Source organism: Nonomuraea sp. C10 (assembly GCF_008017515.1).
In the GTDB taxonomy this organism is placed as follows: domain Bacteria; phylum Actinomycetota; class Actinomycetes; order Streptosporangiales; family Streptosporangiaceae; genus Nonomuraea; species Nonomuraea ferruginea.
The window spans coordinates 4,599,183-4,622,384 of record NZ_VPFF01000001.1 but is presented as its reverse complement, the minus strand read 5'-3'; the positions used below and the strand labels follow the sequence as shown (position 1 = coordinate 4,622,384).

The 23,202-nt window shown below is 72.9% G+C and carries 21 protein-coding genes; 10 read left to right on the top strand and 11 right to left on the bottom strand.

Features of this window, described 5'->3' with window-relative positions; genetic code table 11:
- The first annotated feature begins 76 nt into the window (after nt 1-76).
- Together FR742_RS21275 and FR742_RS21270 are read left to right on the top strand one after the other, a co-directional pair.
- A complete protein-coding gene (locus FR742_RS21275) occupies nt 77-859 on the top strand; it encodes a cyclase family protein (protein ID WP_148032564.1) in 783 nt (260 codons plus the stop codon).
- A complete protein-coding gene (locus tag FR742_RS21270) occupies nt 856-2,601 on the top strand; it encodes a thiamine pyrophosphate-binding protein (RefSeq protein ID WP_148032563.1) in 1,746 nt (581 codons plus the stop codon). Before FR742_RS21275 ends, FR742_RS21270 begins: the two co-directional genes overlap by 4 nt.
- On the opposite strand, the gene FR742_RS21265 is transcribed toward FR742_RS21270, so the two are convergent.
- From FR742_RS21265 to dhaK, 3 genes are read right to left on the bottom strand one after another with little or no spacing between them, the layout of a single operon-like run.
- Nucleotides 2,598-2,972: a PTS-dependent dihydroxyacetone kinase phosphotransferase subunit DhaM gene (locus FR742_RS21265; protein WP_148032562.1), complete on the bottom strand. Its 375-nt coding sequence runs from the start codon at nt 2,970-2,972 to the stop codon at nt 2,598-2,600. The genes FR742_RS21270 and FR742_RS21265 overlap by 4 nt on opposite strands.
- Nucleotides 2,972-3,613 carry a dihydroxyacetone kinase subunit DhaL gene (gene dhaL / locus FR742_RS21260; RefSeq protein ID WP_308248878.1) on the bottom strand — a complete coding sequence of 214 codons (642 nt, stop codon included), beginning with the start codon at nt 3,611-3,613 and terminating at the stop codon, nt 2,972-2,974. The genes FR742_RS21265 and dhaL overlap by 1 nt, the downstream gene beginning before the upstream one ends.
- A complete protein-coding gene (dhaK, locus tag FR742_RS21255; protein WP_148032561.1) occupies nt 3,601-4,581 on the bottom strand; it encodes a dihydroxyacetone kinase subunit DhaK in 981 nt (326 codons plus the stop codon). Before dhaK ends, dhaL begins: the two co-directional genes overlap by 13 nt.
- 65 nt (nt 4,582-4,646) lie before the next feature.
- Here dhaK and FR742_RS21250 point away from each other — a divergent pair, with 65 nt between their 5' ends.
- On the top strand, nt 4,647-5,432 hold the full coding sequence (locus tag FR742_RS21250; protein WP_148032560.1) for a 1-acyl-sn-glycerol-3-phosphate acyltransferase: 786 nt from the start codon (nt 4,647-4,649) through the stop codon (nt 5,430-5,432).
- Here the strand turns inward: FR742_RS21250 and FR742_RS21245 are convergent.
- Both FR742_RS21245 and FR742_RS21240 read right to left on the bottom strand, forming a co-directional pair.
- Complete coding sequence (locus FR742_RS21245; protein WP_148032559.1) at nt 5,429-6,238, bottom strand: serine/threonine-protein kinase; 810 nt, start codon at nt 6,236-6,238, stop codon at nt 5,429-5,431. The two genes, FR742_RS21250 and FR742_RS21245, sit on opposite strands and share 4 nt — an antisense overlap.
- Before the next feature lie 56 nt (nt 6,239-6,294).
- A complete protein-coding gene (locus tag FR742_RS21240) occupies nt 6,295-7,539 on the bottom strand; it encodes an MFS transporter (protein WP_148032558.1) in 1,245 nt (414 codons plus the stop codon).
- 68 nt (nt 7,540-7,607) lie between these two features.
- Between FR742_RS21240 and FR742_RS21235 the strand changes: the two genes are divergently transcribed.
- The 5 genes from FR742_RS21235 to FR742_RS21215 all read left to right on the top strand — a co-directional run bounded on the left by FR742_RS21235 (nt 7,608) and on the right by FR742_RS21215 (nt 14,684).
- Nucleotides 7,608-8,213, top strand: coding sequence for a winged helix-turn-helix domain-containing protein (locus FR742_RS21235; RefSeq protein WP_187281240.1), 606 nt, complete (start codon nt 7,608-7,610; stop codon nt 8,211-8,213).
- 67 nt (nt 8,214-8,280) lie between these two features.
- Nucleotides 8,281-9,006, top strand: coding sequence for a DUF4142 domain-containing protein (locus FR742_RS21230; RefSeq protein WP_148032556.1), 726 nt, complete (start codon nt 8,281-8,283; stop codon nt 9,004-9,006).
- A gap of 84 nt (nt 9,007-9,090) precedes the next feature.
- Nucleotides 9,091-9,981 carry a siderophore-interacting protein gene (locus FR742_RS21225; protein ID WP_148032555.1) on the top strand — a complete coding sequence of 297 codons (891 nt, stop codon included), beginning with the start codon at nt 9,091-9,093 and terminating at the stop codon, nt 9,979-9,981.
- Between the two features lie 102 nt (nt 9,982-10,083).
- Nucleotides 10,084-13,299, top strand: coding sequence for an HAD-IA family hydrolase (locus FR742_RS21220; protein WP_148032554.1), 3,216 nt, complete (start codon nt 10,084-10,086; stop codon nt 13,297-13,299).
- Between the two features lie 38 nt (nt 13,300-13,337).
- Nucleotides 13,338-14,684, top strand: a complete 1,347-nt coding sequence (locus FR742_RS21215) for a mannitol dehydrogenase family protein (RefSeq protein ID WP_148032553.1) — start codon at nt 13,338-13,340, stop codon at nt 14,682-14,684.
- Nucleotides 14,685-14,694: 10 nt separating this feature from the next.
- Here FR742_RS21215 and pruA read toward each other — a convergent pair whose 3' ends face one another.
- The gene (gene pruA / locus FR742_RS21210; protein ID WP_148032552.1) at nt 14,695-16,320 is read right to left on the bottom strand and encodes an L-glutamate gamma-semialdehyde dehydrogenase; all 1,626 of its coding nucleotides are present in this window, start codon (nt 16,318-16,320) and stop codon (nt 14,695-14,697) included.
- 2 nt (nt 16,321-16,322) lie between these two features.
- Nucleotides 16,323-17,240 (bottom strand): proline dehydrogenase family protein, encoded by a 918-nt coding sequence (locus FR742_RS21205; RefSeq protein WP_148032551.1) that lies wholly within the window; start codon nt 17,238-17,240, stop codon nt 16,323-16,325.
- A 75-nt stretch (nt 17,241-17,315) separates the two neighbouring features.
- On the opposite strand from FR742_RS21205, the gene FR742_RS21200 reads away from it, so the two are divergent.
- The gene (locus tag FR742_RS21200; protein ID WP_148032550.1) at nt 17,316-18,368 is read left to right on the top strand and encodes a CdaR family transcriptional regulator; all 1,053 of its coding nucleotides are present in this window, start codon (nt 17,316-17,318) and stop codon (nt 18,366-18,368) included.
- Nucleotides 18,369-18,398: 30 nt separating this feature from the next.
- Here FR742_RS21200 and FR742_RS21195 read toward each other — a convergent pair whose 3' ends face one another.
- The 3 genes from FR742_RS21195 to FR742_RS21185 form a co-directional block, all read right to left on the bottom strand.
- Nucleotides 18,399-18,992, bottom strand: coding sequence for an FMN-binding negative transcriptional regulator (locus FR742_RS21195; RefSeq protein ID WP_148032549.1), 594 nt, complete (start codon nt 18,990-18,992; stop codon nt 18,399-18,401).
- Nucleotides 18,993-19,020: 28 nt separating this feature from the next.
- Nucleotides 19,021-20,124 (bottom strand): glycosyltransferase, encoded by a 1,104-nt coding sequence (locus FR742_RS21190; RefSeq protein WP_148032548.1) that lies wholly within the window; start codon nt 20,122-20,124, stop codon nt 19,021-19,023.
- 107 nt (nt 20,125-20,231) lie between these two features.
- Nucleotides 20,232-22,058, bottom strand: coding sequence for a SpoIIE family protein phosphatase (locus FR742_RS21185; protein ID WP_148034714.1), 1,827 nt, complete (start codon nt 22,056-22,058; stop codon nt 20,232-20,234).
- A 64-nt stretch (nt 22,059-22,122) separates the two neighbouring features.
- Between FR742_RS21185 and FR742_RS21180 the strand changes: the two genes are divergently transcribed.
- A complete protein-coding gene (locus FR742_RS21180; protein WP_148032547.1) occupies nt 22,123-22,842 on the top strand; it encodes an ANTAR domain-containing response regulator in 720 nt (239 codons plus the stop codon).
- On the opposite strand, the gene FR742_RS21175 is transcribed toward FR742_RS21180, so the two are convergent.
- A complete protein-coding gene (locus FR742_RS21175) occupies nt 22,839-23,201 on the bottom strand; it encodes an STAS domain-containing protein (RefSeq protein ID WP_261808650.1) in 363 nt (120 codons plus the stop codon). The genes FR742_RS21180 and FR742_RS21175 overlap by 4 nt on opposite strands.
- Between the last annotated feature and the right edge of the window lies 1 nt (nt 23,202).

The window sequence follows — 23,202 nt, the reverse complement described above, 5'->3', positions numbered from 1 at the left end:
CCGCCGCAGCGGTGCCTGTTTGCGGGGGTGACACCCGCGTAGGAGGATGCGCTCAGCCCCACGCGAGGAGGAAGCCATGTCGGTGTTGCGGAGCTTCGTAGACAGTGTGCGCAACGGCGCGATCGAGGTCGTCGACCTCACCGCGCCCCTGTCGGAGGAGACGCCGATCCTCCAGTTGCCCGAGCCGTTCGGCAACACCATCCGGTTCCGGCTGGAGGAGATCAGCCGCTACGACGACCGCGGCCCGGGGTGGTACTGGAACGACATCCACACCGGCGAGCACACCGGCACGCACTTCGACGCGCCCATCCACTGGGCGACCGGCCGTGACGGCCAGGACGTCTCCCAGGTGCCGGTGACCAGCCTGATCGCGCCGGCCGTGGTGCTCGACTTCACCGCCGAGGCGGGCAAGGACCCCGACTTCCTCCTCCAGATCGACCACGTCAAGGAGTGGGAGCGCGCCAACGGCCCGCTGCCCGAAGGCGGCTGGCTGCTCTACCGCACCGGCTGGGACTCCCGCTCCGGTGACCAGGACACGTTCCTCAACGCCGACGAGACCGGCTCGCACACCCCCGGCGTCTCCGCCGAATGCGCCAGGTGGCTCGCCGAGCAGACGCCGATCATCGGGCTGGGCGTCGAGACCGTCGGCACCGACGCGGGCGCCGCCCACTCCTTCGACCCCGCCTTCCCCTGCCACGCCTTCTTCCTCGGCGCCGGCAAGTACGGCCTCACCCAGCTGCGCAACCTCGACCGGCTCCCGGTCACCGGCGCGGTCGTGGTGGCGCCGCCGCTGCCCATCCTCGGCGGCTCGGGCAGCCCGGTGCGGGTGCTCGCGCTGGTGGAGCGGGGCGAAGGGTGATCGTCGCCGAGGCCGTCGGCGCGCTGCTCGCCGCGGCGGGCGTACGAGCCGCGTTCGGGGTCGTCGGCAGCGGCAACTTCCACCTCACCAACGCCCTCGTGAGCCACGGCGTGCGCTTCGTCGCGGCCCGTCACGAGGGCGGTGCGGCCACCATGGCCGACGCCTACGCCCGGATGACGGGCGAGGTGGCGGTCGTCTCCGTGCACCAGGGGCCCGGCCTGACCAACGCGATCACCGGCCTCGCCGAGGCCGCGAAGAGCCGCACCCCGCTCGTCGTGCTGGCGGGCGAGGCCACCGACGCCCGCTCCAACTTCCACATCGACCAGGACGCCGCCGTGCGCGCGGTGGGCGCCGTCCCGATGCGGGTCACCGGCCCCGCCGAGGCGGCCCGGCACACCCTGGAGGCGTTCCGCGTCGCCCGCGACGAACGCCGCACGGTCGTACTCAACCTGCCCCTCGACGTGCAGGCCGCCGAGACGGAACTCGGCGGGGAGCGACCGGAGCAGGCCGCGGGGACGGAACTCGGTGGGGAGCGGCCGGAGCGGGCCGCGGGAACGGGTCCGGGCGGGGAGCGGCCGGACTACGCGGGCGCGAGCGAGACGGACCGGGCCGCGGCGGCTGTTCGTGAGAGCCGTCCCGGCACGCCCGCCGCCTCCGCCGAGCAGCTCGACGGGTTGCGCCGGTTGCTCGACGGGGCGGAACGGCCGGTGTTCGTCGCGGGGCGCGGAGCACGGCACGCGCGGGCCGAGCTGGTGGAGCTGGCCGAGCGGACCGGCGCCCTGCTGGCCACCTCGGCCGTGGCCAAGGGCCTGTTCCGCGGCAGCCCGTGGGACCTCGACGTGAGCGGCGGTTTCGCCACGCCGCTCACGGCCGAGCTGGTCCGGGGCGCGGACCTGGTGGTCGGCTGGGGGTGCGCGCTCAACATGTGGACCACCCGCCACGGCTCGCTGATCGGCCCCGGCGCCAAGGTCGCGCAGGTCGATCTCGACCTGGCCGCCGTCGGCCTGCACGTGCCCGCCGACCACGGCGTGGTGGGCGACGTGGCCGAGGTCGCCCGCGCCCTCACGGCCGGCGGCGAGCGGGCCGGCTACCGCTCGCCCGAGCTGGCCCGCCGCATCCGCGAGGAGGGCCGCTGGCGCGCGGTCCCGTACCACGACGAGAGCGGCGGCGGCCGCGTCGACCCGAGGACCCTCACCATCGGCCTGGACGACCTGCTGCCCGCCGAGCGGATCGTGGCGACCGACTCGGGCAACTTCATGGGCTACCCGGCGATGTTCCTGGACGTGCCGGACGAGCGCGGGTTCTGCTTCACGCAGGCGTTCCAGGCGGTCGGGCTCGGCCTCGCCACCGCCATCGGCGCCGCCGTGGCCCGCCCCGACCGGCTGCCGGTGGCGGCGCTCGGCGACGGCGGCGCGTTCATGGGCATCGCCGAGCTGGAGACCGTCGTCCGGCTCGGGCTGCCCATGGTGGTCGTGGTCTACGACGACGAGGCCTACGGCGCCGAGGTGCACCACTTCGGCCCGCACGGCCACCCGCTCGGCACCGTCCGGTTCCCGCCCGCCGACCTGGCCGCGATCGCGCGCGGGTACGGGTTCGCGGCCGTGACCGTCACCGGGCCGGCCGACCTGGCGGGCGTGGCCGAGTGGCTCAAGGGCCCGCGCGAGCGGCCCCTGCTGGTGCACGCCAAGGTCACCGGCGACCGCCCCTCCTGGTGGCTGGAGGAGGCGTTCAGGGGCCACTAGAGCTTGCGGTGGGTGCGGGCCTCCTCGGCGGCGGCCAGCACCACCGCCAGCGCCGCCCCGCCGCCGGCCGCGACCGCCGCGGCGATCGCGCCCTCCACGAACGGCACGTCCGCCAGCACCACCCGGCCGGGCTCCTCCAGCAGGCGGGCGGTGAGCACCGAGCTGCCCAGGTCGGGGATGAGCAGCACGCCGTCGCCCCGGTCGACCTCGCGCACCGCCGCCTCGATGCGGTCGATGCTGACCCCGAGCCCGCCGTCGCCGGTGCCGCCGGCCGCCGCCACGGGCGCCTCCCGGCCCGCGATGCCGCGCGCCAGCTCCGCCGTCTCCGCGGCCAGCCCGGCGCTGTGGGCGACGAGGACCACGCCCACCATCAGGCCGCCGCCTCGGCCAGCGCCGCCATGATCAGCGCCGCCGACGCCGCGCCCGGGTCCTCGTGGCCGATGCTGCGCTCGCCCAGGTAACTGGCGCGGCCCTTGCGGGCGCGCAGCGGGATCGTCGCCTTCGCCCCCTCCTCGGCCGCGCGCGCCGCCCGCTCGAACGCCTTGTGCTCGTCGGCGCCCTCCTGTACGGCCTGCGTCAGGGCACGGGCGGCCGGAGCGAGCGCGTCGATCATGGTCTTGTCACCCTGGGCGGCCTTGCCCAGGCGCTCCACCGCCTGGACACCGGACTCGAACGCCGCCGCGAACCCGGCGAGCGTCACCGGCGTGTCCAGCGACTTGCCGAGCTGCCGGAACAGCGACCCGTACAGCGGGCCCGAGGCGCCGCCCACCCGGCGGATCAGTGTCGTGCCCGCGGACACCAGCACCTGCGCGGGGGAGGTCGGCGGCCACTCGGTCAGCGCCTTGCCCACCTCGGTGAAGCCGCGGTCGAGGTTGGTGCCGTGGTCGGCGTCGCCGATCGCGGCGTCCAGGCCGGTGAGCCGGTCGCGGTGCAGCCTGACCGCCCTGGCCGCGCCCTCGGTCCAGGCGAGGAAGAGATCGGTGTCGAGCATCCCGGCCATCAGCGCCCCCACCGCAGGCCGGGCGTCTCCACCGGGGCGTCCCACAGCCGGGTCAGCTCGCCGTTGAGGCGGCAGACCGTGATCGAGAAGCCCTGCATGTCGAGGCTCGTCACGTAGTTGCCGACCAGCGAGCGCACCACCCGCGCGCCCTTGCCCCGGACGAACGCCTCCACCTCGGCGAACACCACGTACAGCTCGATCAAGGGGGTGCCGCCCATGCCGTTGACCATGACGAGCAGGTCGTCGCGGAGCGGGAGGTCGCCGTGGATCGCCTCCATGGCGAGCGCGGCCAGCTCGCGGGCGGGGGCCATCGGCGCGCGCGACCTGCCCGGCTCGCCGTGGATGCCGATGCCCAGCTCCACCTGGTCCTCGGGCAGGTCGAAGGTGGGCTTGCCGGCTGCGGGCGTCACGCACGAGGTGAGCGCCACGCCGAACGAGCGGCTGTGGTCGTCCACCTCGCGGGCCACCCGCGCCACCTCCTCCAGCGGCGCGCCCTCCTCGGCCAGGGCCCCGGCGATCTTCTCCACGAACAGCGTCGCGCCGGTGCCGCGCCGGCCCGCCGTGTAGAGGGAGTCCTGCACGGCCACGTCGTCGTCGACCAGCACGCTCGCCACCGGGACGTCGTCGCACAGCTCGGCGGCCATCTCGAAGTTCAGCACGTCGCCCGTGTAGTTCTTGACGATGTGGAGCACGCCCGCGCCGCCGTCGGCCGCCCTGGTGGCGTCGATGATCTGGTCGGGCACCGGGGAGGTGAAGATCTCACCAGGGCAGGCGGCGTCGAGCATGCCGTGGCCCACGAAGGCGGCGTGCAGCGGCTCGTGCCCCGACCCGCCGCCGGAGACCAGGCCCACCTTGCCGGGGCGCGGACCCTCCGCCCGGTAGACCACCCGGTCGCGTACCCGCAGCGAGGGGTGCGCCGCGGCGAGGCCGTTGAGGGCGTCCTCGACCACGGATTCGGCCGTGTTGATGAGCTTCTTCATGGTCAGAACATCTGCCCGTTTTCCGCTGGAGGCAAGCACCAGGCGGAGTAGGCTACCGTCTGCACATGGCCGAGATCGTGTACCCGCCGGTGATCGCAGCCGCGCGGACCTTGTTTCGCGTGCTTGACTACCGCTTCCACCTGGAGGGCACCGAGCACGTGCCGTCGACGGGCGGCGCCGTCCTGGTGAGCAACCACATCAGCTACCTCGACTTCATCTTCGCCGGCTACGCCGCGCTGCCGGCCAGGCGGCTGGTGCGGTTCATGGCCAAGCAGGACGTGTTCGACCACAAGATCTCCGGCCCGCTCATGCGCGGCATGAAGCACATCCCGGTCGACCGCGGCGCGGGCGCCGGCTCGTACGCGACCGCGCTGCGCATGCTGAAGGCGGGCGAGATGGTCGGGGTGTTCGCCGAGGCCACCATCAGCCGTTCGTTCACCGTCAAGGAGATCAAGAACGGCGCGATCCGGATGGCGCAGGCCACCAAGGTGCCGGTCATCCCGGTGGCGCTCTGGGGCACGCAGCGGCTGTGGACCAAGGGCAGGGAGCGGCGCATCTTCCAGCGCCACGTGCCGATCACGATCCTGGTGGGCGAGCCCATCCACCCCAAGCGCGGCGAGGACGTCGCCGAGCACACCACGGCCCTCCACGCGCGGCTCTCGGAGCTGGTCGACCGGGCGCAGCGCACCTACCCGGAGATCCCGCAGGGCGTGTGGTGGCAGCCGGCCCATCTGGGCGGCACCGCGCCCACCCCCGAGGAGGCGGCGGCGCTGGACGCCGCGGAGGCCGAGGCCCGCGCCGCGAAGAAGGCGGCGGGCGGCGGCGCCCACGAGGAGCCGGCCGGAACCTAGATGGCCGTCTGGTAGGCGCTCGCCCGCATGCCCGCCAGCAATGTCTCCGTCTGCGACAGCGAGTAGCGGTGGCGCGGGTCGTGGTGGAGCAGCCCCTCGATGAGCGGGCGCATCACCCCGGCCCGGCGCGGCGGCGGGAACGGCCCGCTGCGCGCCATGCCGAGCACGGTCGCGGCGTCCTGGCCCGGGTAGGGCGGCTGGCCCTCGATGGCGCTGTAGAGCGTGGCGCCGAACGACCACATGTCGGCCTCCTTGCTGGCCGGGCCGCCGTAGAGCCGCTCGGGGGCCATGAACGCGGGCGTGCCGCGCAATCGCCTGGAGGTCGTGGTCTTGCGGATGTCGCCCTCCGCGGTGGCGATGCCGAAGTCGGTCAGCACCACCCGGTCGCCGGTCAGCATCACGTTGGCCGGCTTCACGTCACGGTGGAGCACCCCTGCCTGGTGGGCGGTGCGCAGCGCGGCCAGCAGATGACGGCCGATCGCCGCCACCGACTGGGCGGGCAGCGTGCCCACCTGGGAGAGCAACTGGTGCATGGAGAGCCCGTCGAGATACTCCATCACGATCCAGAGCTTGCCGCCTTCTTCGATGAGGTCGTGGACCGTGACGATGTTCGGGTGCGACAGCCTGGCCGCCATCCGGGCCTCGCGCAGCACGCGCCGACGCACCATCTCGGCCTCGCCGGTGAGCGTCAGCTCCTTGAGCGCCACCTCCCGGTGGAGAAGCCGATCGAACGCGCGCCATACGACGCCCATGCCCCCACGACCGGCCTCCTCGTTAAGGAGGTACCGTCCGCCGATCTCCCGCATACCATCCCCTCATTGACAGGGGTAATCATGTCATCTCAGCGCACTGTTGTGGGTGCCTAACGTGATCCGGTTATGTCGGGAATGGTAACGCCGCTGGTCACCCGCTTGGAAGTCGGAAAGAATACCACCCGTCCGATCCAGCAGACCGCGAGCAACTGGACCACCGTCGCCCCGGCGAAGACCGCCGGCAGCCCGGCCACCTCTCCCGCGAGCCCGCCCAGCGCCGCGCCGAGGGGCATGCCGCCCATCCCGAGCAGCCGGTAGGCGGCGTTCACCCGGCCCAGCAGCTCGCCGGGGATGATCCGCTGCCGGGTGCTGATCACGAGCACGTTCGCCGCGGCACCGGACACCCCCCACACGACCGCCGTCGCGTACAGCAGCCAGGGGACCGGCAGCAGGACCGGCACCAGGTGCGCCAGGGCGCAGACCGCCCAGAGCATGACGAAGGCGGGCGCGTCCCCGGCCAGGCGACCGGCCCGGCCGGCCACCAGCGATCCGGCCAGGGCCCCGACGGCGAACACGGTGAGCATGAGGCCGTAGCCGCTCGGCGCCAGGCCCATCGGCGAGCCGTCGCCCACCACCCAGAGCACGAGCACCCCGAAGTACGCGGCGCCGGCCGTGTTGATCAGCCCGGCGGACAGGGCCAGCGTGCGCAGGAACCGGTGCGACCACAGGTAGCGCAGCGACTCGGCGATCTCCCCGGCGACCGGCCGCGGCGCCGCGCGCGGGGCCAGGAATCGGCCGCGCATGCCCAGCAGGAGCAGCCCCGCGACCCCGTACAGGAGTCCCGGCGCGCCCAGCACGGCGGCGGGCAGGACCGTGACGAGCAGGCCCGCCAGCGGCGCCCCGGCGAAGTCGTTGCCCAGGATCTGGACGCCGACGACGCGCCCGTTGGCCCGGGTCAGCTCGGTCTCCGGCACGGCCATGGGCAGCGCCGCCTGGGCGGAGGTGTCGGCGAACACCTCCGACACGCACGCGAGGAACACGGCGGCCAGCAGCACCCACAGGTTCATCAGCCCGAGCGCGGCCAGCCCCGTCGCCACGGCCAGCACCGCGGCGCGCGCGGCGTTCGCCGCCACCATGATCCGCCGGCGGTCCAGCCGGTCGACGAGCGCGCCCGCGGGCAGCGCGAGCAGCAGCCACGGCAGCGTCGCCGCCGCCCCCGCCAGCGCCACCAGGGCGGGGGAGCGGGTGAACGAGACCGCCATCAGCGGCGCGCCGACCTTCAGCACGCCGTCGGCCAGGTTGGACAGCGCGGTGGACGACAGCAGGAAGCCGAAGGATCGGCCGGGGCGTGTCAAGACGGGGCTCCGTTAGTGTGTAAGGAGAACTGTGCATGGATTCCTTTGCAAAGATAGGTTTGCACACTGTGGAGCGCAAGAGCTATTCCGCCAGGACCCTCGACACGGGCGCGCTCAAGTCGTTCGCCCACCCCCTGCGCCTGCGCCTGTACGAGCTGCTGGAGGAGCGCGGCCCCGCCACCGCCACCCAGCTCGCCGGCCAGGTGGGGGAGAACACCGGCGCCACCAGCTACCACCTGCGCGAGCTGGCCAGGCACGAGATGATCGAGATCGTGCCGGGGATGGGGCGCGGCAAGGAGAAGTACTGGCGGGTGACGCCGGGCGGCTACTCCTACGGGGAGACGCCGCCGGAGCCGGAGGCGGCCGAGGCGCTGGAGTTCCTCATGGACGACCTGATCCGGCAGCGCGGCGCGGAGCTGGCCCGCTGGCGCGAGGAGGAGCGGGACGCGCCGGAGGAGTGGGTCCAGGCCAGCGGCTTCGGCCGCCGCGCGCTGCGCTTGACGCCCGGCGAGACGGTCGCGATGCGGGACGCGATCTTCGCGGTGCTGGAGCGCTACCGGGCCCTGTCGGACGCGCGCATCGAGGAGCCGGCGGCGGACCCGGCGCTCGGCCGCGTCGTCGTCCACTTCGACGTCTTCCCGGTGGGCGCGCGCCGGGATCCGGAGCCGGAGTGAACACCTGCGGGGTCCGCCGCGTACCTCAAGGTGACCAGTCCGAGGATCCGGAAGGGGATGACGGCACGTGCGATCTCGACAGGGACACCGCCGTCTCGCTCTCGCCGCGGCCTGCCTCGTCACCGTCGCCGCCGGCACGGCCTGCACCGCCCCGGCCGTGCCGCAGGCGCCCGACACGGCGCAGGTGGCCGACGCGGTGCCGACGGAGATTCCGGAAGAGCTGATGGCGCCGCCCGCGACGAGCCTGACCCAGGAAGGGGACGCCGAGCCCACCGCGCAGGCGGCGGAGAGCGGCGACGACAGCGAGACCCGGCCGACGAAGTGGGGGCCGTTGTCCGCGGCCGACCGGGATCTGATCAAGAAGGTTCGTCTCGCCACGCTGTGGGAGATGACGATCGCTCAGGAGGCGATACAGCGGGGAAACAGCTCACGCGTACGGGAGATCAGCCGGGAGATCTCCGAACAGCACCACGCCCTCGACAACGAGGCCCGCGACCTGGCGCAGAAGCTGGACGTGCGGTTGCCCGTGCGGCCGACCGAGGACCAGCAGAAGTGGATGGCCGACATCTCCGGCAGGTCGGGCCGCGACTACGACGTCACCTACGTGAAGTGGCTGCGGCTGGCGCACGGGCAGATCTTCGCCTTCATCGGGCAGGTGCGCGGCAGCACCCAGAACACGCTGGTGCGCACGTTCGCGGAGTCCTGCAACAAGGCCGTGCTGAACCACCAGCGGCTGCTGGAGAGCACCGGCCTGGCCGGGCCGGAGGCGTTCCCGGACCCGCCGGAGGTGTGATCCGACGAGGGGCGGGGTTTTCGAATCAGGATATGTCAGGTTAGGTTTGCCTAACCTGACATACTTTGAGGAGAGAGACCCGCCATGACCGAGCCCTTCCGCATGTTCGGCGTCCGCGTCGGCAGGCTGGACCGCCTGAGCCCGACGTTCCTGCGCGTCACGTTCACCGGCGACGACCTGCGGCATTTCGCCGACAACGGCTATGACCAGCGGATCAAGCTCATCCTGCCGGTGCCCTCCCACGGACTGAGCCGGTTGCCCGGAGGCTCCGACTGGTACGGGCAGTGGCGCGCCATGCCCGACGAGGACCGCAACCCGATGCGCACCTACACCGTCCGCCGGGCCCGCCCCGAGGCCTGTGAGCTGGACGTGGACATCGTGCTGCACGGCGACACCGGCCCGATGTCCCGCTGGGCGACGGCGGCCGAGGTGGGGGACGAGCTCGTGGTGCTCGGGCCCGACGGCCGCTACCAGGGGCCGCCCTCCGGCCTGGAGTTCCGTCCGCCGGAGGGCACCGGCGCGGTGCTGATCGCCGGTGACGAGACAGCCGCGCCCGCCATCTGCTCCATCCTGGAACGCCTGCCCGCCGGCGTCGAGGGCGAGGCCCTCCTGGAGGTCGCCACCCGGGGAGACTTCCTGCCCGTGGAGACCGGCAGCGCGGTCAAGGTCACCTGGCTGGCCAGGGACGGCGCGCCGCACGGCGCCCACCTCGTCCCGGCGGTGCGCGAGGCGGCCCACCGGCTGCTGCCCGCGCTGCCGGCGTCCGAGGACTTCCAGGACGTGGACGTCGACGCGGGCGAGCTCTGGGAGGTGCCCGAGGCGCCGTCCGGCCCGCTGTACGCGTGGCTGGCCGGCGAGGCCGCGATGATCAGGACCCTGCGGCGGCACCTGGTCGCCGAACGCGGCATGGACCGCCGCGCGGTGGCCTTCATGGGCTACTGGCGGCTGGGCCGCTCGGAGGACTGGGCGGCCTGACCGCCGCCCGCGCCGGATCTCCCCTGGTCATGCCGCCGCCGTGAGGGTTTCCTGCCCGGTGGCAGGGTAGCCGGACCGGGACAGGCTGTCGCGGGGGGCACCATGGACGGCTTCGTACTCACGTACGACCACTACGATCCCGAGGCGGAGAAGCTGCGCGAGGCGATCACCTCGACCGGGAACGGCTACTTCTGCACCAGGGGCACGGCCGAGTGGGAGGACATCGGCGAGTTCCACTACCCGGGCACCTACACCCACGGCGGGTACAACCGGGAGACCTCGATCTTCGACGGTCACCCGGTGCTCAACGAGGACCTGGTCAACCTGCCGAACTGGCTGCCGCTGAAGCTGCGCGTCGAAGGCGAGGGGGCGGTCCGGTTCGGCGACGTGGAGGTGCTCGGCTACCGGCACACCTACGACATCCGGCTCGCCCTGGTCCAGCGGGACCTGCGCTTCCGCGACGCCGCCGGCCGCGTGACGAGCCTGCGCAGCCGCCGGTTCGTCAGCATGGCGCACAGCCACCAGGCCGCGATCGAGTGGACGCTGACGCCGGAGAACTGGTCGGGCCGGGTCGAGGTGGTCTCCGCGCTGGACGGCCGCATGAGCAACCACATCGTGGTCCGCTACCGCGACCTGGAGGGCCGCCACCTGGATCCGGTGTCGCCGCGCACGTTCGGCCCCGACGTGATCGCGCTGGAGGTGAAGACCCGCCAGTCCAACCTCTACATCGCCCAGGCCGCCCGCACCCGTGCCTTCCACGGCGACCGGCCCGCCGCGACCGAGCGGCGGCTGCACCAGATGGCCGACTACATCCAGGAGGTGCTCAGCTTCGACGTCGAGGAGGGCCGGCCCAGCCGGGTGGAGAAGCTCGTCTCCATGTTCACCTCGCACGACAACGCCATCACCGAGCCGCTGGCCGCCGCCGGCCGGCACGTGCTGCGCTACCCCGACTTCGCCGGGGCGCTGGACAAGCACGAGTCGGCCTGGACCGAGCTGTGGGAGAGCTGCGACGTGCGCCTGCCCGCCGAGCCGCGCGCCCAGCTGCTGCTGCGCCTGCACATCGCGCACGTCCTGCAGGTCTGCTCCCGGCACACCGCCCGGCACGACGCCGGCGTGCCCGCCCGCGGACTCAACGGCGAGGCGTACCGGGGACACGTCTTCTGGGACGAGATGTACGTCTACCCGTACCTCAACCTGCGCCTGCCCGAGATCACCCGGGCCCTGCTGCTGTACCGGCACCGGCGGCTGACCGAGGCGCGCGCCGCCGCGGCCGAGGCCGGTTACCGGGGCGCCATGTTCCCCTGGCAGAGCGGCAGCGACGGCACCGAGGAGACCCAGCAGCTGCACCTCAACCCGATGTCCGGCGAGTGGGACCCGGACCTCAGCCACCACCAGCGGCACGTCAACGCGGCGATCTTCTACAACGTGTGGCGCTACTTCCAGGCCACCGACGACCTGGAGTTCCTGCGCGACTACGGGGCCGAGCTGATGCTGGAGATCACCCGCTTCTGGGCGTCGATCGCGCACTTCGACCCCGCCAGGCAGCGGTACGAGATCCACGGCGTGATGGGGCCCGACGAGTTCCACGAACGCTACCCCGACACCGAGGAGCCGGGGCTGCGCGACAACGCCTACACCAACGCCATGGCGGCCTGGATCGCCGCCACCGCCCCCAAGGTGCTCGACCTGCTGCCCAGCAGCCGCGCGGCGAGCATCCGGCGCAGCCTCCAGGTCACCGACGAGGAGCTGGCGACCTGGGAGGACATGAGCCGCCGCATGTACATCCCGTTCCACGACGGCGTCATCAGCCAGTTCGAGGGCTACGGCGACCTGGAGGAGCTCGACTGGGACCACTACCGCGCCCGCTACCACAACGTCCAGCGCATGGACCGGATCCTCAGGGCCGAGGGCAAGGACCCCAACCGCTACAAGCTGTCCAAGCAGGCCGACACGGTCATGCTGTTCTTCCTCTTCGACGAGCAGGAGCAGCGCGAGCTGTTCGGGCGGCTCGGCTACGACTACGACGCCGACCTGGTCAAGCGCACGATCGAGTACTACGACGCGCGCACCACGCACGGCTCGACGCTCAGCTTCGTCACCTACGCGGGGGTGCTGGCCGCCATCGACCCGGAGAGCTCGTGGGAACGCTACCTGGCGGCTCTGGAGAGCGACGTCAACGACGTGCAGGGCGGCACCACCCAGGAGGGCATCCACATGGGCGTCATGTCCGGGACCCTCGACCTGCTCCAGCGCTGTTACGTCGGCACCAGCATCACCGGTGACGTGCTCAGGCTGTCGCCCCGCCTGGTCGACCGGCTCGACGGCGTCTCGTTCTCCATGCGCTTCCGCGGCACCACGCTCAGGCTGAGCATCGAGGGCGACCAGCTCATCCTGTTCACCCAGGCGGAGGGGTTCCGGGGCCCGCTGCACGCGGGCGTGGGCGACGACGTCCGCGAGCTCGTCCCCGGAGGGACCTGCGTCTTCACCATCCCGGGAGGGTCACCCGCCCGAGAGAGGGGCCGCACCATGCCCGCCGCCGGATTCCAGGGCGCGATCTTCGACGTCGACGGCGTGCTCGTCGACTCGCCGCACCAGCGCGCGTGGAAGGACGCGCTGCGCGAGCTGATGGAGGGGGAGTGGGCGGACGTCCGCGACCGGACCACCTGGTCGGACGACCGGTTCACGCCGGAGGTCTACCAGCGGGTCATCTCCGGCAAGCCGCGGATGAGCGGCGCGCTGGCCGCCCTGCAGTACTTCGAGGTCCCGGACGCCGAGCGGCGGGTCGAGCAGTACGCCGCGCACAAGCAGCGGATCGTGGTACGGCTCATCGACGCGGGGGAGTTCACCGCCTATCCGGACGCCCTCCGCTTCGCGCTGGCCGTCCGCGCGGCCGGCATCCCGTCGGCGGTGGCGTCCTCGTCCAAGAACGCCGACCTGTTCCTGCGGAGGATCCGGCTCGACACGTTCGCGGCCGAGCAGGGACTGTCCTACGACTTCATCCGGCGGGGCCAGACCCTCGCCGACTTCTTCGACGCCGACCTGTCGGGCCGTGACTTCGAGCACGGCAAGCCCGACCCGGAGATCTTCGTCACCGCGGCCGCCGAGCTGCACGTGCCTCCGGAGGACTGCTTCGTGGTCGAGGACGCCGTCAGCGGCGTCCAGGCCGCCAAGGCCGGCGGCATGGCGGGGCTCGGGGTGGCCCGCGCGGACGACGCGCGGATCCTCGCCGGCGCGCACGCCGACCTCGTCGTCACCAGCCTCGACGAGGTGGACCTGGGCGCCCTGGCCGCGCACCGGCTCGACCGGAGGCCCGCCTGACACATCACCACGTACCACCGGCCGAGAAAGGTCTGATCATGAGCAGCGAACTGTCCCGCCGCGCCGGCGCGGCCCGCCCCGCGGCGCCCGTCCGGCTGATCCACCTCGGGCTCGGTGACTTCTTCCGCGCCCATCAGGCGTGGTACACCGAGCACGCGCCCGACGGCGAGGAGTGGGGTTTCGCCGCCTTCGGCGGGCACGAGGCGTCGGACCTGCTCGCCGCCCAGCAGGGCCTCTACACGCTCATCACCAGGAGCGCCCACGGCGACCGGTTCGAGGTGATCGCGACCGTGTCCGAGGCGTGGCCCGCGACCGACCACGACGCCCTGCTGCGCCTGTTCCGCGCGCCCGAGGTGGCCGCCGTCACCGTCACCGAGCTCGGCGCCCGCGACCACCCGGACGTCCGGGAGGACGTGGCCGCCCTGCGCACCGACCCGGCCGCGCCGGTGCGCACGACCCGCGGCCGGCTGCTCGCCGGCCTCGCCGCCCGCCGCCGCGCCGACGCGGGCCCGGTCACGCTGGTGGCGTGCGACCACACGGCCGGCAACGGCGCCATCCTGTCCCGCCTGCTGTACGAGATGGCCGACGAGGTCAACCAGGAGCTGACCGGCTGGCTGGACGAGAACGTGTCCGTCGCCGCCACCGTCGCCGACCGGGTCACCCCGCACACCGGCCCGTCCGGGCTGCGCGCCGTCGCCGAGGCCACCGGCCGCGACGACCGCGTCCCGGTCACCGCCGAGCCGTACGCCGAGTGGGTGCTGGCAGGCCGGTTCCCGGCCGGCCGCCCGCGCTGGGAGGACGCCGGCGCCCTGCTGACCACCGACGTCACCCCGTACGAGCATCGCAAGCAGTGGCTGGTCAACGGCTCCTGCTCGCTGCTCGCCTACGCCGGCTCGATCCGCGAGCACGCCACGCTGGCGGAGGCGATCGGCGACGACGCCTGCCGCGGCTGGCTGGAACGGTGGTGGTCGGAGGCCGGACGGCATCTCGGCCGGGCCGCCGCCGGCCTGGACGCGTACCGCCAGGCGCTGCTGGAGCGGATCGCCAACCCGCGCATCCGCCACAGCCTCGCCAGGATCGCCGCGGACGGCTCCCGCAAGCTGCCGGAACGCGTCCTGCCCGTGCTGCGCGCCGAACGCGCCGCCGGTCGCGTGCCGGAAGGGGCGGCCCTCATCCTGGCCGCCTGGATCAGCCATCTGCGCGGCCACGGCGCCCCGGTCAGCGACCCGCGCGCGGCCGAGCTGACCGTGCTCGCGGCCGGCCCGCCGGCCGAGGGCGCCCACCGCGTCCTGGACGCGCTCGACCCGGAGCTCGGCGCCGACGACACGCTGGTGGCGGCGGTCCGCGACGCCGCCACCCGCTTCGACCGCGTCAGAGTGCCCTGACCGGCCGAGATCAGCCCATGTGCGGGTAGCGGTGGTCGGTCGGCGGGGTGAACAGCTCCTTGACCGCGCGGGCGCTGACCCACCTGACCAGGTTGTACATCGACCCCGCCTTGTCGTTGGTGCCCGACGCGCGGGCGCCGCCGAACGGCTGCTGGCCCACGACCGCCCCGGTCGGCTTGTCGTTGACGTAGAAGTTGCCCGCCGCGAAGCGGAGCTTCTCCGACGCCGCCGCGATGGCGTAGCGGTCCTGGGCGATGAACGCGCCGGTCAGCGCGTACGGTGAGACGCCCTCCATCTGGGTGAGCACCGCGTCGAAGTCGGCGTCGTCGTAGACGTGCACGCCCAGGATCGGCCCGAAGTACTCCTTGACGAAGATCTCGTCGGTCGGGTCCGACGACTCCAGGATGGTCGGCTTCACGAAATAGCCGGTCGAGTCGTCGTACGAGCCCGTCAGCACGTCGATGTGCGAGGCCGAGCGCGCCCGGTCGATGGCGGCCTTGTGCTTGGCGAAGGCCCGCTCGTCGATCACCGCGCCCATGAACGCCGACAGGTCCGACGCCACGTCGCCCACGGTCAGCGACTCGGCCACGGCCACGAAGTCGTCGCGCATCCGGTCCCACACCGAGCGCGGCACGTACGCCCGGGACGCCGCCGAGCACTTCTGGCCCTGGTACTCGAAGGCGCCCCTGATCAGCGCCGTCGACAGCACCGCCGGGTCGGCCGACGGGTGGGCCAGCACGAAGTCCTTGCCGCCCGTCTCGCCGACCAGGCGCGGGTAGCCGCGGTAGGAGGCGATGTTCTCGCCCACCGTGCGCCACAGGTGCTGGAAGGTGGCGGTCGAGCCGGTGAAGTGGATGCCGGCCAGGTCGGGGTGGGTGAGCGCCACCTCGGAGACCGCCTCGCCGTAGCCGGTCACCAGGTTGATGACGCCCGGGGGCAGCCCGGCCTCCTCCAGCAGCCGCATCGTGAAGTGCGCGGCGAACTGCTGCGTCGGCGACGGCTTCCACACCACCACGTTGCCCATCAGCGCGGCCGAGGTCGGCAGGTTGCCGGCGATGGCGGTGAAGTTGAACGGCGTGATCGCCAGCACGAAGCCTTCGAGCGGGCGGTACTCCATCCGGTTCCACACGCCGGGCGAGGAGATCGGCTGGTCGGCGTAGATCTGCCGGGCGTAGGCCACGTTGAAGCGCAGGAAGTCGATCAGCTCGCAGGCCGCGTCGATCTCCGCCTGCTGGACGGACTTCGACTGGCCGAGCACCGTGGCCGCGTTGAGCGTCGCACGCCACGGCCCCGACAGCAGGTCGGCGGCCTTCAGGAAGATCGCCGCCCGCTCGTCGAACGGCAGCGCGCGCCAGGCCGGGGCGGCGGCCAGCGCCGAGTCGATCGCGGCCCGCACGTCCTGCGCGCCCGCCTCGCGGGTGCGGCCGAGCACCGCGGCCTTGTTGTGCGGCTGCACCACGTCGATGGGCGTGCCGCCGCCGAGCCGCTGCTCACCGCCGATGGTCATGGTCAGGTCGAGCGAGGCGCCGGACAGCTCCTTGATCCGGGACTCCAGGGCCGCGCGCTCCGCGCTGCCGGGCGCGTACCCGAGAACCCGCTCGTTGGCCGGGGCCGGCACGTTGCTGATGGCATCCATAATCACTTGCCTCCAAGGGCACGAAGGAAGAAGGCGACGTTCGCGGGGCGCTCGGCCAGCCGGCGCATGAAGTAGCCGTACCAGTCGGCGCCGTACGGCACGTAGACGCGGACCGTGTGACCGGCTCCGGCCAGGGCCTCCTGCCGGTCCGTGCGAATCCCGTACAGCATCTGATACTCGTAGTCGCCACGGGAGCGGCCGTGGCGGTCGGCGAGCAGTTCGGTGATGGAGATCAGCCGGTCGTCGTGCGTCGCCACCATGGGGTACCCCTTCCCCGCCATCAGGATACGCAGGCATCGCACGTACGCCTTGTCCACGTCCGTCTTGCTCTGGTACGCGACCGTGGCGGGCTCCCGGTAGGCGCCCTTGACCAGCCGCACGCGCGACCCCTCGTAGGCCAGGGCGCGGCAGTCGTCCTCGCTGCGGTGCAGGTAGGCCTGGACGGCCACGCCCGTCGAGGGGTGCTCGCGGCGCAGCTCGCGCAGGATCCGCAGCGTGGAGTCGACCGTGGTGTGGTCCTCCATGTCGAGCGTGACGGTGGAGCCGCCCGCCGCGGCGGCGGCGCAGATGGCCCGCGCGTGCTCCAGCGCCAGGTCCTCGTCGAGCGCCTGCCCGACGGCCGACAGCTTCACCGACACCTCGGCGGCGCGGCCCAGCTCCAGCGGGCGCAGCTCCTCCAGCAGCGTGAGGTACGCCTTGGCGATGGCGGCGGCGTCACCCGCGTCGCGGGTCTCCTCGCCGAGATGGTCGACGGTCACGGACAGGCCGGTCCCGAGCAGCCGGAGGATCGCCTCACGGGCCTCCGGCACGCTCTCACCGGCGACGAAGCGGTCGACGACCCTGCGCGTGAGCGGGAAGCCCGACACGGACCGGCGCACCAACCGGCTCCCCGAAGCGGCGAGCAGCACTTGTCCCAACATGCGTCCAGGCTAAAACCGCAGGTCAGAGAGGTCTATGGACGCGAGTAACGCCAGGTGTGGCAGGCTGTCATACACATGCACAACACCGCTGATCTGCAGGAGATCGTCGACGAGATCGCGGGCCTGCTCGGCGCTTCCGCGACGCTGGAGGACCGCTCGTTCCGCCTGCTCGCGTACGGGGCGCAGCACGGCGACATCGACACCGTCCGCCAGGAGTCGATCCTGCGCCGGCGCGCCTCGCAGGAGGTGCGCGACTACTTCGAACGCTACGGCATCGCCCGGGCCGGCGGCCCCGTCCGGATCCCGGCCGACGACCGGCTCAAGGTGCTGGCCAGGATCTGCTGGCCGTTGCGCCACGGCGACGTCACCTACGGCTACCTGTGGCTGCTCGACTCCGGCAGCCTCGCCGACGCCCGGCTGCACCGCGTCGCCCCGCTGGTCACCAGGGCCGCCGCCGCGCTCGCCCACGAGGCCAGGAGCCGCCAGGACCTGGGCCGCCGGCTCGACGCGCTGCTGTCGCCCGACCCGCAGGAACGGGCCGCCGCCTCCCCGGAGATGTCCGGTCCGGTGGCCGCCGTCGCGGTGCGCGAGTCCGAGGAGCGCGCCGCCGCGCTGTGGACGCTCCCGCGCGGGGTGCTCGCCCGCGCCGGCTCCCCGGTCGCGCTGCTCGCCCCCGCGCATCTCGCCGCCGAGGTCGCGCGGACGGTCCAGGGCGCGTACGGGACGGCCGCGGGCATCGGCGCGGCCCGGGCCGACCCGGCGGACGCCTGGCTGAGCTGGCGGGAGGCGCGGCAGGCGCTGCGCGTGGCGGAGAACTTCCCCCGGCACGCGCCGGTCGCCCGCTGGGAGGAGCTGGGCGCGTACCGGCTGCTGGCCCGGCTCGGCGTGGGCGACCTGCGCGAGCTGGCCGAGGCGGTGGCGCCGTTCGACCCGGAGCTGGCCCGCACCGTCGAGGTCTACCTCGACCTCGGCGGCCACGCCCAGAAGGCCGCCGCCGAGCTCGGCATCCACCGGCAGACGCTCTACTACCGGCTGGGCAAGGCCGAACGGCTCATCGGCCGCGACCTGTCCGACGGCGACGACCGGCTCACCGTCCACCTGGGACTCAAAGCGTCCCACCTGCGCTGACCGCCCTGCTCAGGCGGCTGTGGCAGGGGGTCAGGCCAGGTGGCGCAGTGCGGCCTCGTCGCCGGGGCCGCCGCGGGCGGCCAGTTCGGCGGCCACCCGCTCGCGCAGTCCGGCGTCCTTGTGCCCGTCGTACTTGAACTTGCCGCGGATCTCCTCCACCGCCAGCCGCAGCCCCAGCAGCCCCGAGAGCAGCCGCGGCATCCGCGCGGGGTCGCCGTGCCCCGGCTCCTGGTCGGCGAGCTGGGCGCGCAGGATCTCCAGCTTGCCCTCGGGGTCGGTGACGATCTCGGCGTGGCAGACGAGCTGGACCGAGGAGTAGTACGTGGTGGGCACGCCGAGCGACGGGTCGATGCCGCTCTCGGCACGCCACTTGCCGGGGACGTACGTCCAAGGGCCCGCCACCGACAGGAGGACCTTGGGGTTCTCCTCGATGGCGGGCCAGATGGGGTTGGGCCGCGCGAGATGCAGCCAGATCGTCCGCTCGTCCCGCAGCAGGAACTGGGTGGGCACCACCACCGGCAGGTCCCTGCCCCTGCCGGCGGCGATCAGGTGCCCGAACTGGTTGTCCTTCAGGTAGGCGACGGACCGCTCGTCGTCGCCCGCGTCCCAGGGGTGGATCAGCATGGCACGACGATAGGCGACGCGTGACGGGTCAGGCGCAGGCGGCCTCGTACACCCGGACCAGCTCCTGGCTGACGCGCTCCCACGAGTAGCGGGAGCGGGCGCGGTCGGCGCCGGCGTAGCCGAGCGCGGTGCGCAGCGTGGGGTCGGTGAGCAGCTCGCGGGCCAGCCTGGCGGTGCGCGACGGGCGGTCCGGCGGCACCAGCAGCCCGGTGACGCCGTCGATGACGGAGTCGAGGTGGGCGCCGACGGACGAGGCGATCACCGGCACGCCGCAGGCCATCGCCTCCAGCGCCACGATGCCGGTCGGCGCCTCGCGCGGCACCGTCACGACCGCGTCGGCGCTGCGCATGAGCTTGGGCACCGCCGCCCGCTTGACCTGGCCGAGCAGGGTCACCTGGGACGCCACGCCGAGCTGCTCGGCCAGCGCGCGCAGCCGGCGCACGTCCGCGTCCTCGTCGAGCAGTTCGGGCGCCGGCCCGCCGGCCAGCACGAGCTCGACGTCGGGAAGGCCCTGCAGGGCCCGCACGATGGTCTGCGCGCCGCGGTCACTGGTGAGCGGGCCCACGTGCAGGAGCCGCTTGCTGGTGCCGCGCGAGGCGGTGACGCCCCGGCGGTGGAAGCGCTCGGTGTCGACGCCGTACGGCACCACGGCGATGTGGTTGCGCGGCACGCCGATGCGGATCAACGCCGACTCCTCGTCGCCCGAGCCGGCGATGACGGCCCTGGCGCGGCGGCCGAGTGCCCGTTCCAGGGGCAGACGCGCGGGATCCACGGTGTGGAAGGTGTGCGTCACCGGAACGTCCAGGTCCTTGGAGCCCGTGACGGCGGCCAGGCCGCTGGTCCAGGAGTGCGCGTGGATCACGTCGGGGCGGTCCTGCCGCCACCGCTTGCTCAGATACTCGCCGACGTCGTTCAGATAGGGCACCACATCGGCCGGGCTGAGGTCACGAGCCGGGCCCACGTCGATGTGTTCCACCGTGACACCCGGGGCCACCCGCGTCTTGGGCTTGCCCTCATCACTGTTACGGCGGGAATAGATGGTGACGTGGTGATCGCGCCCGAGCTCGCGGGCTACGGAGAGAATGTGGTGGCGCTTGTTGCCGGAACCAGAAGCGACGATCGCGATATTCATGGCACACCTCAGCGTGAAAAAAGCTTTCAAGGTGTGCCTGCGTCTTAGGCACGTCTGTGTCTAAGCCGACAATACCCGTATTCCCGGTGTTCGCAAACCCATGCCAATCAGACGCCTCGAAGAGCGAGGACCACGATCTCGTCCCACACCTGCCCGCCGGAGAACGTGTTGCGGTCGGCCTCGATGGCCTTGACCACGGCCGACGGCGCCTGACCTGCGCATCTGCTCAGCACGTCGGCCAGCCGCTCCTCGCCGTACGGCTCGCCCTTGTCGTTCCTGGACGAGATGAGCCCTTCGGAGTAGAGCACCATCGTCTCGCCCACGCCGAGCGTGATCTCCTCGGTGCAGGTCTCCGCCTCGGCCGCGATGCCCAGCGGCACCCCGCCGCCCGCCGTGAAGCGCACGTAGCCGTCGGGCTGCACCAGCGCGGCCGGATGATGGCCGGCCGACGACATGCGGATCCTGCGGCCCTTCACGAACCCGGCCACCGCCATCACGAACAGGCCGGTGCTCTGCTCCACCAGCGCCTCGTTCACCTTGCGCACCACCGGGTCCGGGTCCTGCTCCCAGACGCTCAGCACCCGCAGCCCGCCGCGCACCATCGCGCTGACCGACGCGGCCTCCTCGCCCTTGCCGGCCGCGCCGCCCAGGGCGAACCCCCAGCCGCCGGGGAGCGGGAACACGTCGTAGAACTCCGCGCCCACCGACGAGCCGGGGTGGTAGACGGCCGCCGCCTCGTAGCCGGGCACGTTGGGCAGGCTGCGCGGGACCACGCTGGCCGTCAGCGCGTCGGCCGCCCGCGAGCGGCTCTGGAAGCTGTTCTGGGCGCGTACCGCCATGCCGAGCTGCAGCCCCACCTCCTGCATGACGCTCAGGTCGGCCAGCGTGAACGGCTGGCGGTCGTGCGTGCGCACCAGCGTCAGCACCCCGTCGCCGCCGCCGATCGGCACGCACAGCAGCGAGCCCGCGCCCATCGCCGTCAGCACCGGCCCGTCGGCGCAGAAGCCGAGCAGCGACTCGTCGTCGACCATCTCGAACACCACGCCGGAGCCGCGCTCCAGCACCTGGGCGACCACCTGGGCGCCGGCCGGGTCACTCGACTCCACCTGCCGGATCACCTCGTTGACCGGCAGGTTCTTCGGCCCCATCACGATCGAGCGCCGCGGCAGCCCGTCGCGCACGACGTCGGCCACCACCCAGTCGGCCCACTCGGCCGCCAGCAGCCGGGTGGCGCGCGGCAGCGCCACCGGCCGGCGCAGCGCCTCCTCGTCCAGGAGGAGGGCGGCCATCCTGGACAGCAGGTCCTGCCGCCTGGCCGCCGCCAGCAGCGCCGTGCCGTCGGCCTCCTCCGGCCGCCTGTCGCCCGGCTCGGGCAGCTGCACCTCGATCGGCAGCGCCACCACCGCCACCATCTGCTGCGGCTCGCCCGGCATGGTGAGCCGCGCCATGGCCAGTTGCACGAGATGCGTGCGCCCCTGGTGGGCGAGCCTGGTCTCGAACGCGGCCGGCTGGCCGGTGCTCAGCACCGCCGTCAGATGGGACCGGAACGCCGCCCGCCTCGACACGTCCACCAGCAGCGGGAAGGACCGGCCCACGAGATAGCCGTCAGGGCTGCCCAGCAGCCGCGAGGTCTCGGGATTGATCCGCCGGACCGTGCCGCCGCCGTCGAGCACGATGACCGGCACGGGGAAGGCCCGGAACACCTGCCGCAGCAGCTTCAGCTCCCGCTGGGAGCCGTCCTTCTTGCCGGACTGCCTCCTGGGCCCCCTGCTGAGCTGCTCGCGCGCCTCGGCCAGCAGCTCCACGGCGGTGTCGAGCTCCGCCAGGGCGGCGTCCAGAGTGGGCGCGAGGTCCGAGGGGTAGGCCGCCCTCGCCTCACGCAACGACGAGACCCGCCCGGTCAGTGCGTCCAAGGCGTGTTCGAGGTCCGGCATGCTCACCCTCCGACGCTACGCCACCCGGGATAATGGTAGCCATAAGGGGTAGATGCTTGCTGCTATGGAATCCACCGCGATGATCACTCCTGGGCTGGCCCGCGACCTGGCGACGCTGGGCAGACTGGGGGAGGACACCTCCACCGAGACCGTGCTGCGCGGCCTGACCACCGCGCTCGCGGCGGGTGTCCCCGGATGCTCGGGCGGGTCGGCCGAACACTGGCGCGACCGGCGCGTCCTCACCTCCGGCTCGCACAGCGAACTGATCACCCTCGTCGAGGGCGAGCGTGAGATCGGCGAGGGCCCCTCCACCGAGGCCCGCCAGACCGGCGCCCGGGTGGCCGTCGCCGACGTGCTCACCGACACCCGCTGGCCGCGCTACGCCGCCCTGGCCACCCGCTGCGGCGTCCGCTCGGTGCTCGCCGTGCCCATCAAGGTGCCGCCCGCGCTGCTGGTCGTCGGCCTCTACTCGGTGCGGCGCGACGCGTTCTCGCCGCAGGGGGCGCAGTCGCTGGCGGAGATGCTGACCGAGCAGGTCGGCGTCGCCATGGCCAACATGTCGGACTTCGACGAGGTCCGTACGGACGCCGCCCAGCTCCAGGAGGCCCTGGCCGGGCGCGCCCTCATCGACCAGGCCAAGGGCATCATCATGCAGACCAGCGGATGCACCGCCGAGGCCGCCTTCGACGAACTGCGCAGGATCTCCCAGCACCACCAGGTCAAGGTGGCCGACCTGGCCAGGCTCCTGGTCGAGGAGCACCAGCGCAAGAACCGCCGCCGCTAGCCGATCGCCGCCAGAGCGTCGTCGAGGGTGTCGTAGATCGGCAGCCGCTGCGCCAGGCCGGTGATCCACATCACCTTGGACTTGGCGTACTCGACGCCGATGAGCGCGAACTTCGCGCCCGAGCTGAGGCTGGTCTGCCAGTGATGGACGATCAGCCCCAGCGCTCGCGAGTCCATGAACGTCACCCCGGCCAGGTCGAGTATCAGGTCCGGCCCCGCCAGGGAGAGGTAGTCCGCGAACTGCTCGCGCGTCGTGGCGTCGAGCACACCGTCGACCCTGATCACGGCAATCTCGTCAACGGTGGACGACGTCAGGCTCAGGGCGGCCGTGGACCCCTCGCCGTTCTCGGGCACTGTCACG

Bases quoted from the DNA above. Each gene is read 5' to 3' on its own strand.
- dhaK (WP_148032561.1), bottom strand. From the start codon at position 4,581: ATGAAGAAGCTCATCAACACGGCCGAATCCGTGGTCGAGGACGCCCTC.
- FR742_RS21225 (WP_148032555.1), top strand. From the start codon at position 9,091: ATGACCGAGCCCTTCCGCATGTTCGGCGTCCGCGTCGGCAGGCTGGAC.
- FR742_RS21220 (WP_148032554.1), top strand. From the start codon at position 10,084: ATGGACGGCTTCGTACTCACGTACGACCACTACGATCCCGAGGCGGAG.
- FR742_RS21245 (WP_148032559.1), bottom strand. From the start codon at position 6,238: ATGCGGGAGATCGGCGGACGGTACCTCCTTAACGAGGAGGCCGGTCGT.
- FR742_RS21195 (WP_148032549.1), bottom strand. From the start codon at position 18,992: ATGCTGATCCACCCCTGGGACGCGGGCGACGACGAGCGGTCCGTCGCC.
- FR742_RS21180 (WP_148032547.1), top strand. From the start codon at position 22,123: ATGGAATCCACCGCGATGATCACTCCTGGGCTGGCCCGCGACCTGGCG.
- FR742_RS21190 (WP_148032548.1), bottom strand. From the start codon at position 20,124: ATGAATATCGCGATCGTCGCTTCTGGTTCCGGCAACAAGCGCCACCAC.
- FR742_RS21275 (WP_148032564.1), top strand. From the start codon at position 77: ATGTCGGTGTTGCGGAGCTTCGTAGACAGTGTGCGCAACGGCGCGATC.
- FR742_RS21200 (WP_148032550.1), top strand. From the start codon at position 17,316: ATGCACAACACCGCTGATCTGCAGGAGATCGTCGACGAGATCGCGGGC.
- FR742_RS21185 (WP_148034714.1), bottom strand. From the start codon at position 22,058: ATGCCGGACCTCGAACACGCCTTGGACGCACTGACCGGGCGGGTCTCG.
- pruA (WP_148032552.1), bottom strand. From the start codon at position 16,320: ATGGATGCCATCAGCAACGTGCCGGCCCCGGCCAACGAGCGGGTTCTC.
- FR742_RS21205 (WP_148032551.1), bottom strand. From the start codon at position 17,240: ATGTTGGGACAAGTGCTGCTCGCCGCTTCGGGGAGCCGGTTGGTGCGC.
- FR742_RS21215 (WP_148032553.1), top strand. From the start codon at position 13,338: ATGAGCAGCGAACTGTCCCGCCGCGCCGGCGCGGCCCGCCCCGCGGCG.
- FR742_RS21250 (WP_148032560.1), top strand. From the start codon at position 4,647: ATGGCCGAGATCGTGTACCCGCCGGTGATCGCAGCCGCGCGGACCTTG.
- FR742_RS21265 (WP_148032562.1), bottom strand. From the start codon at position 2,972: ATGGTGGGCGTGGTCCTCGTCGCCCACAGCGCCGGGCTGGCCGCGGAG.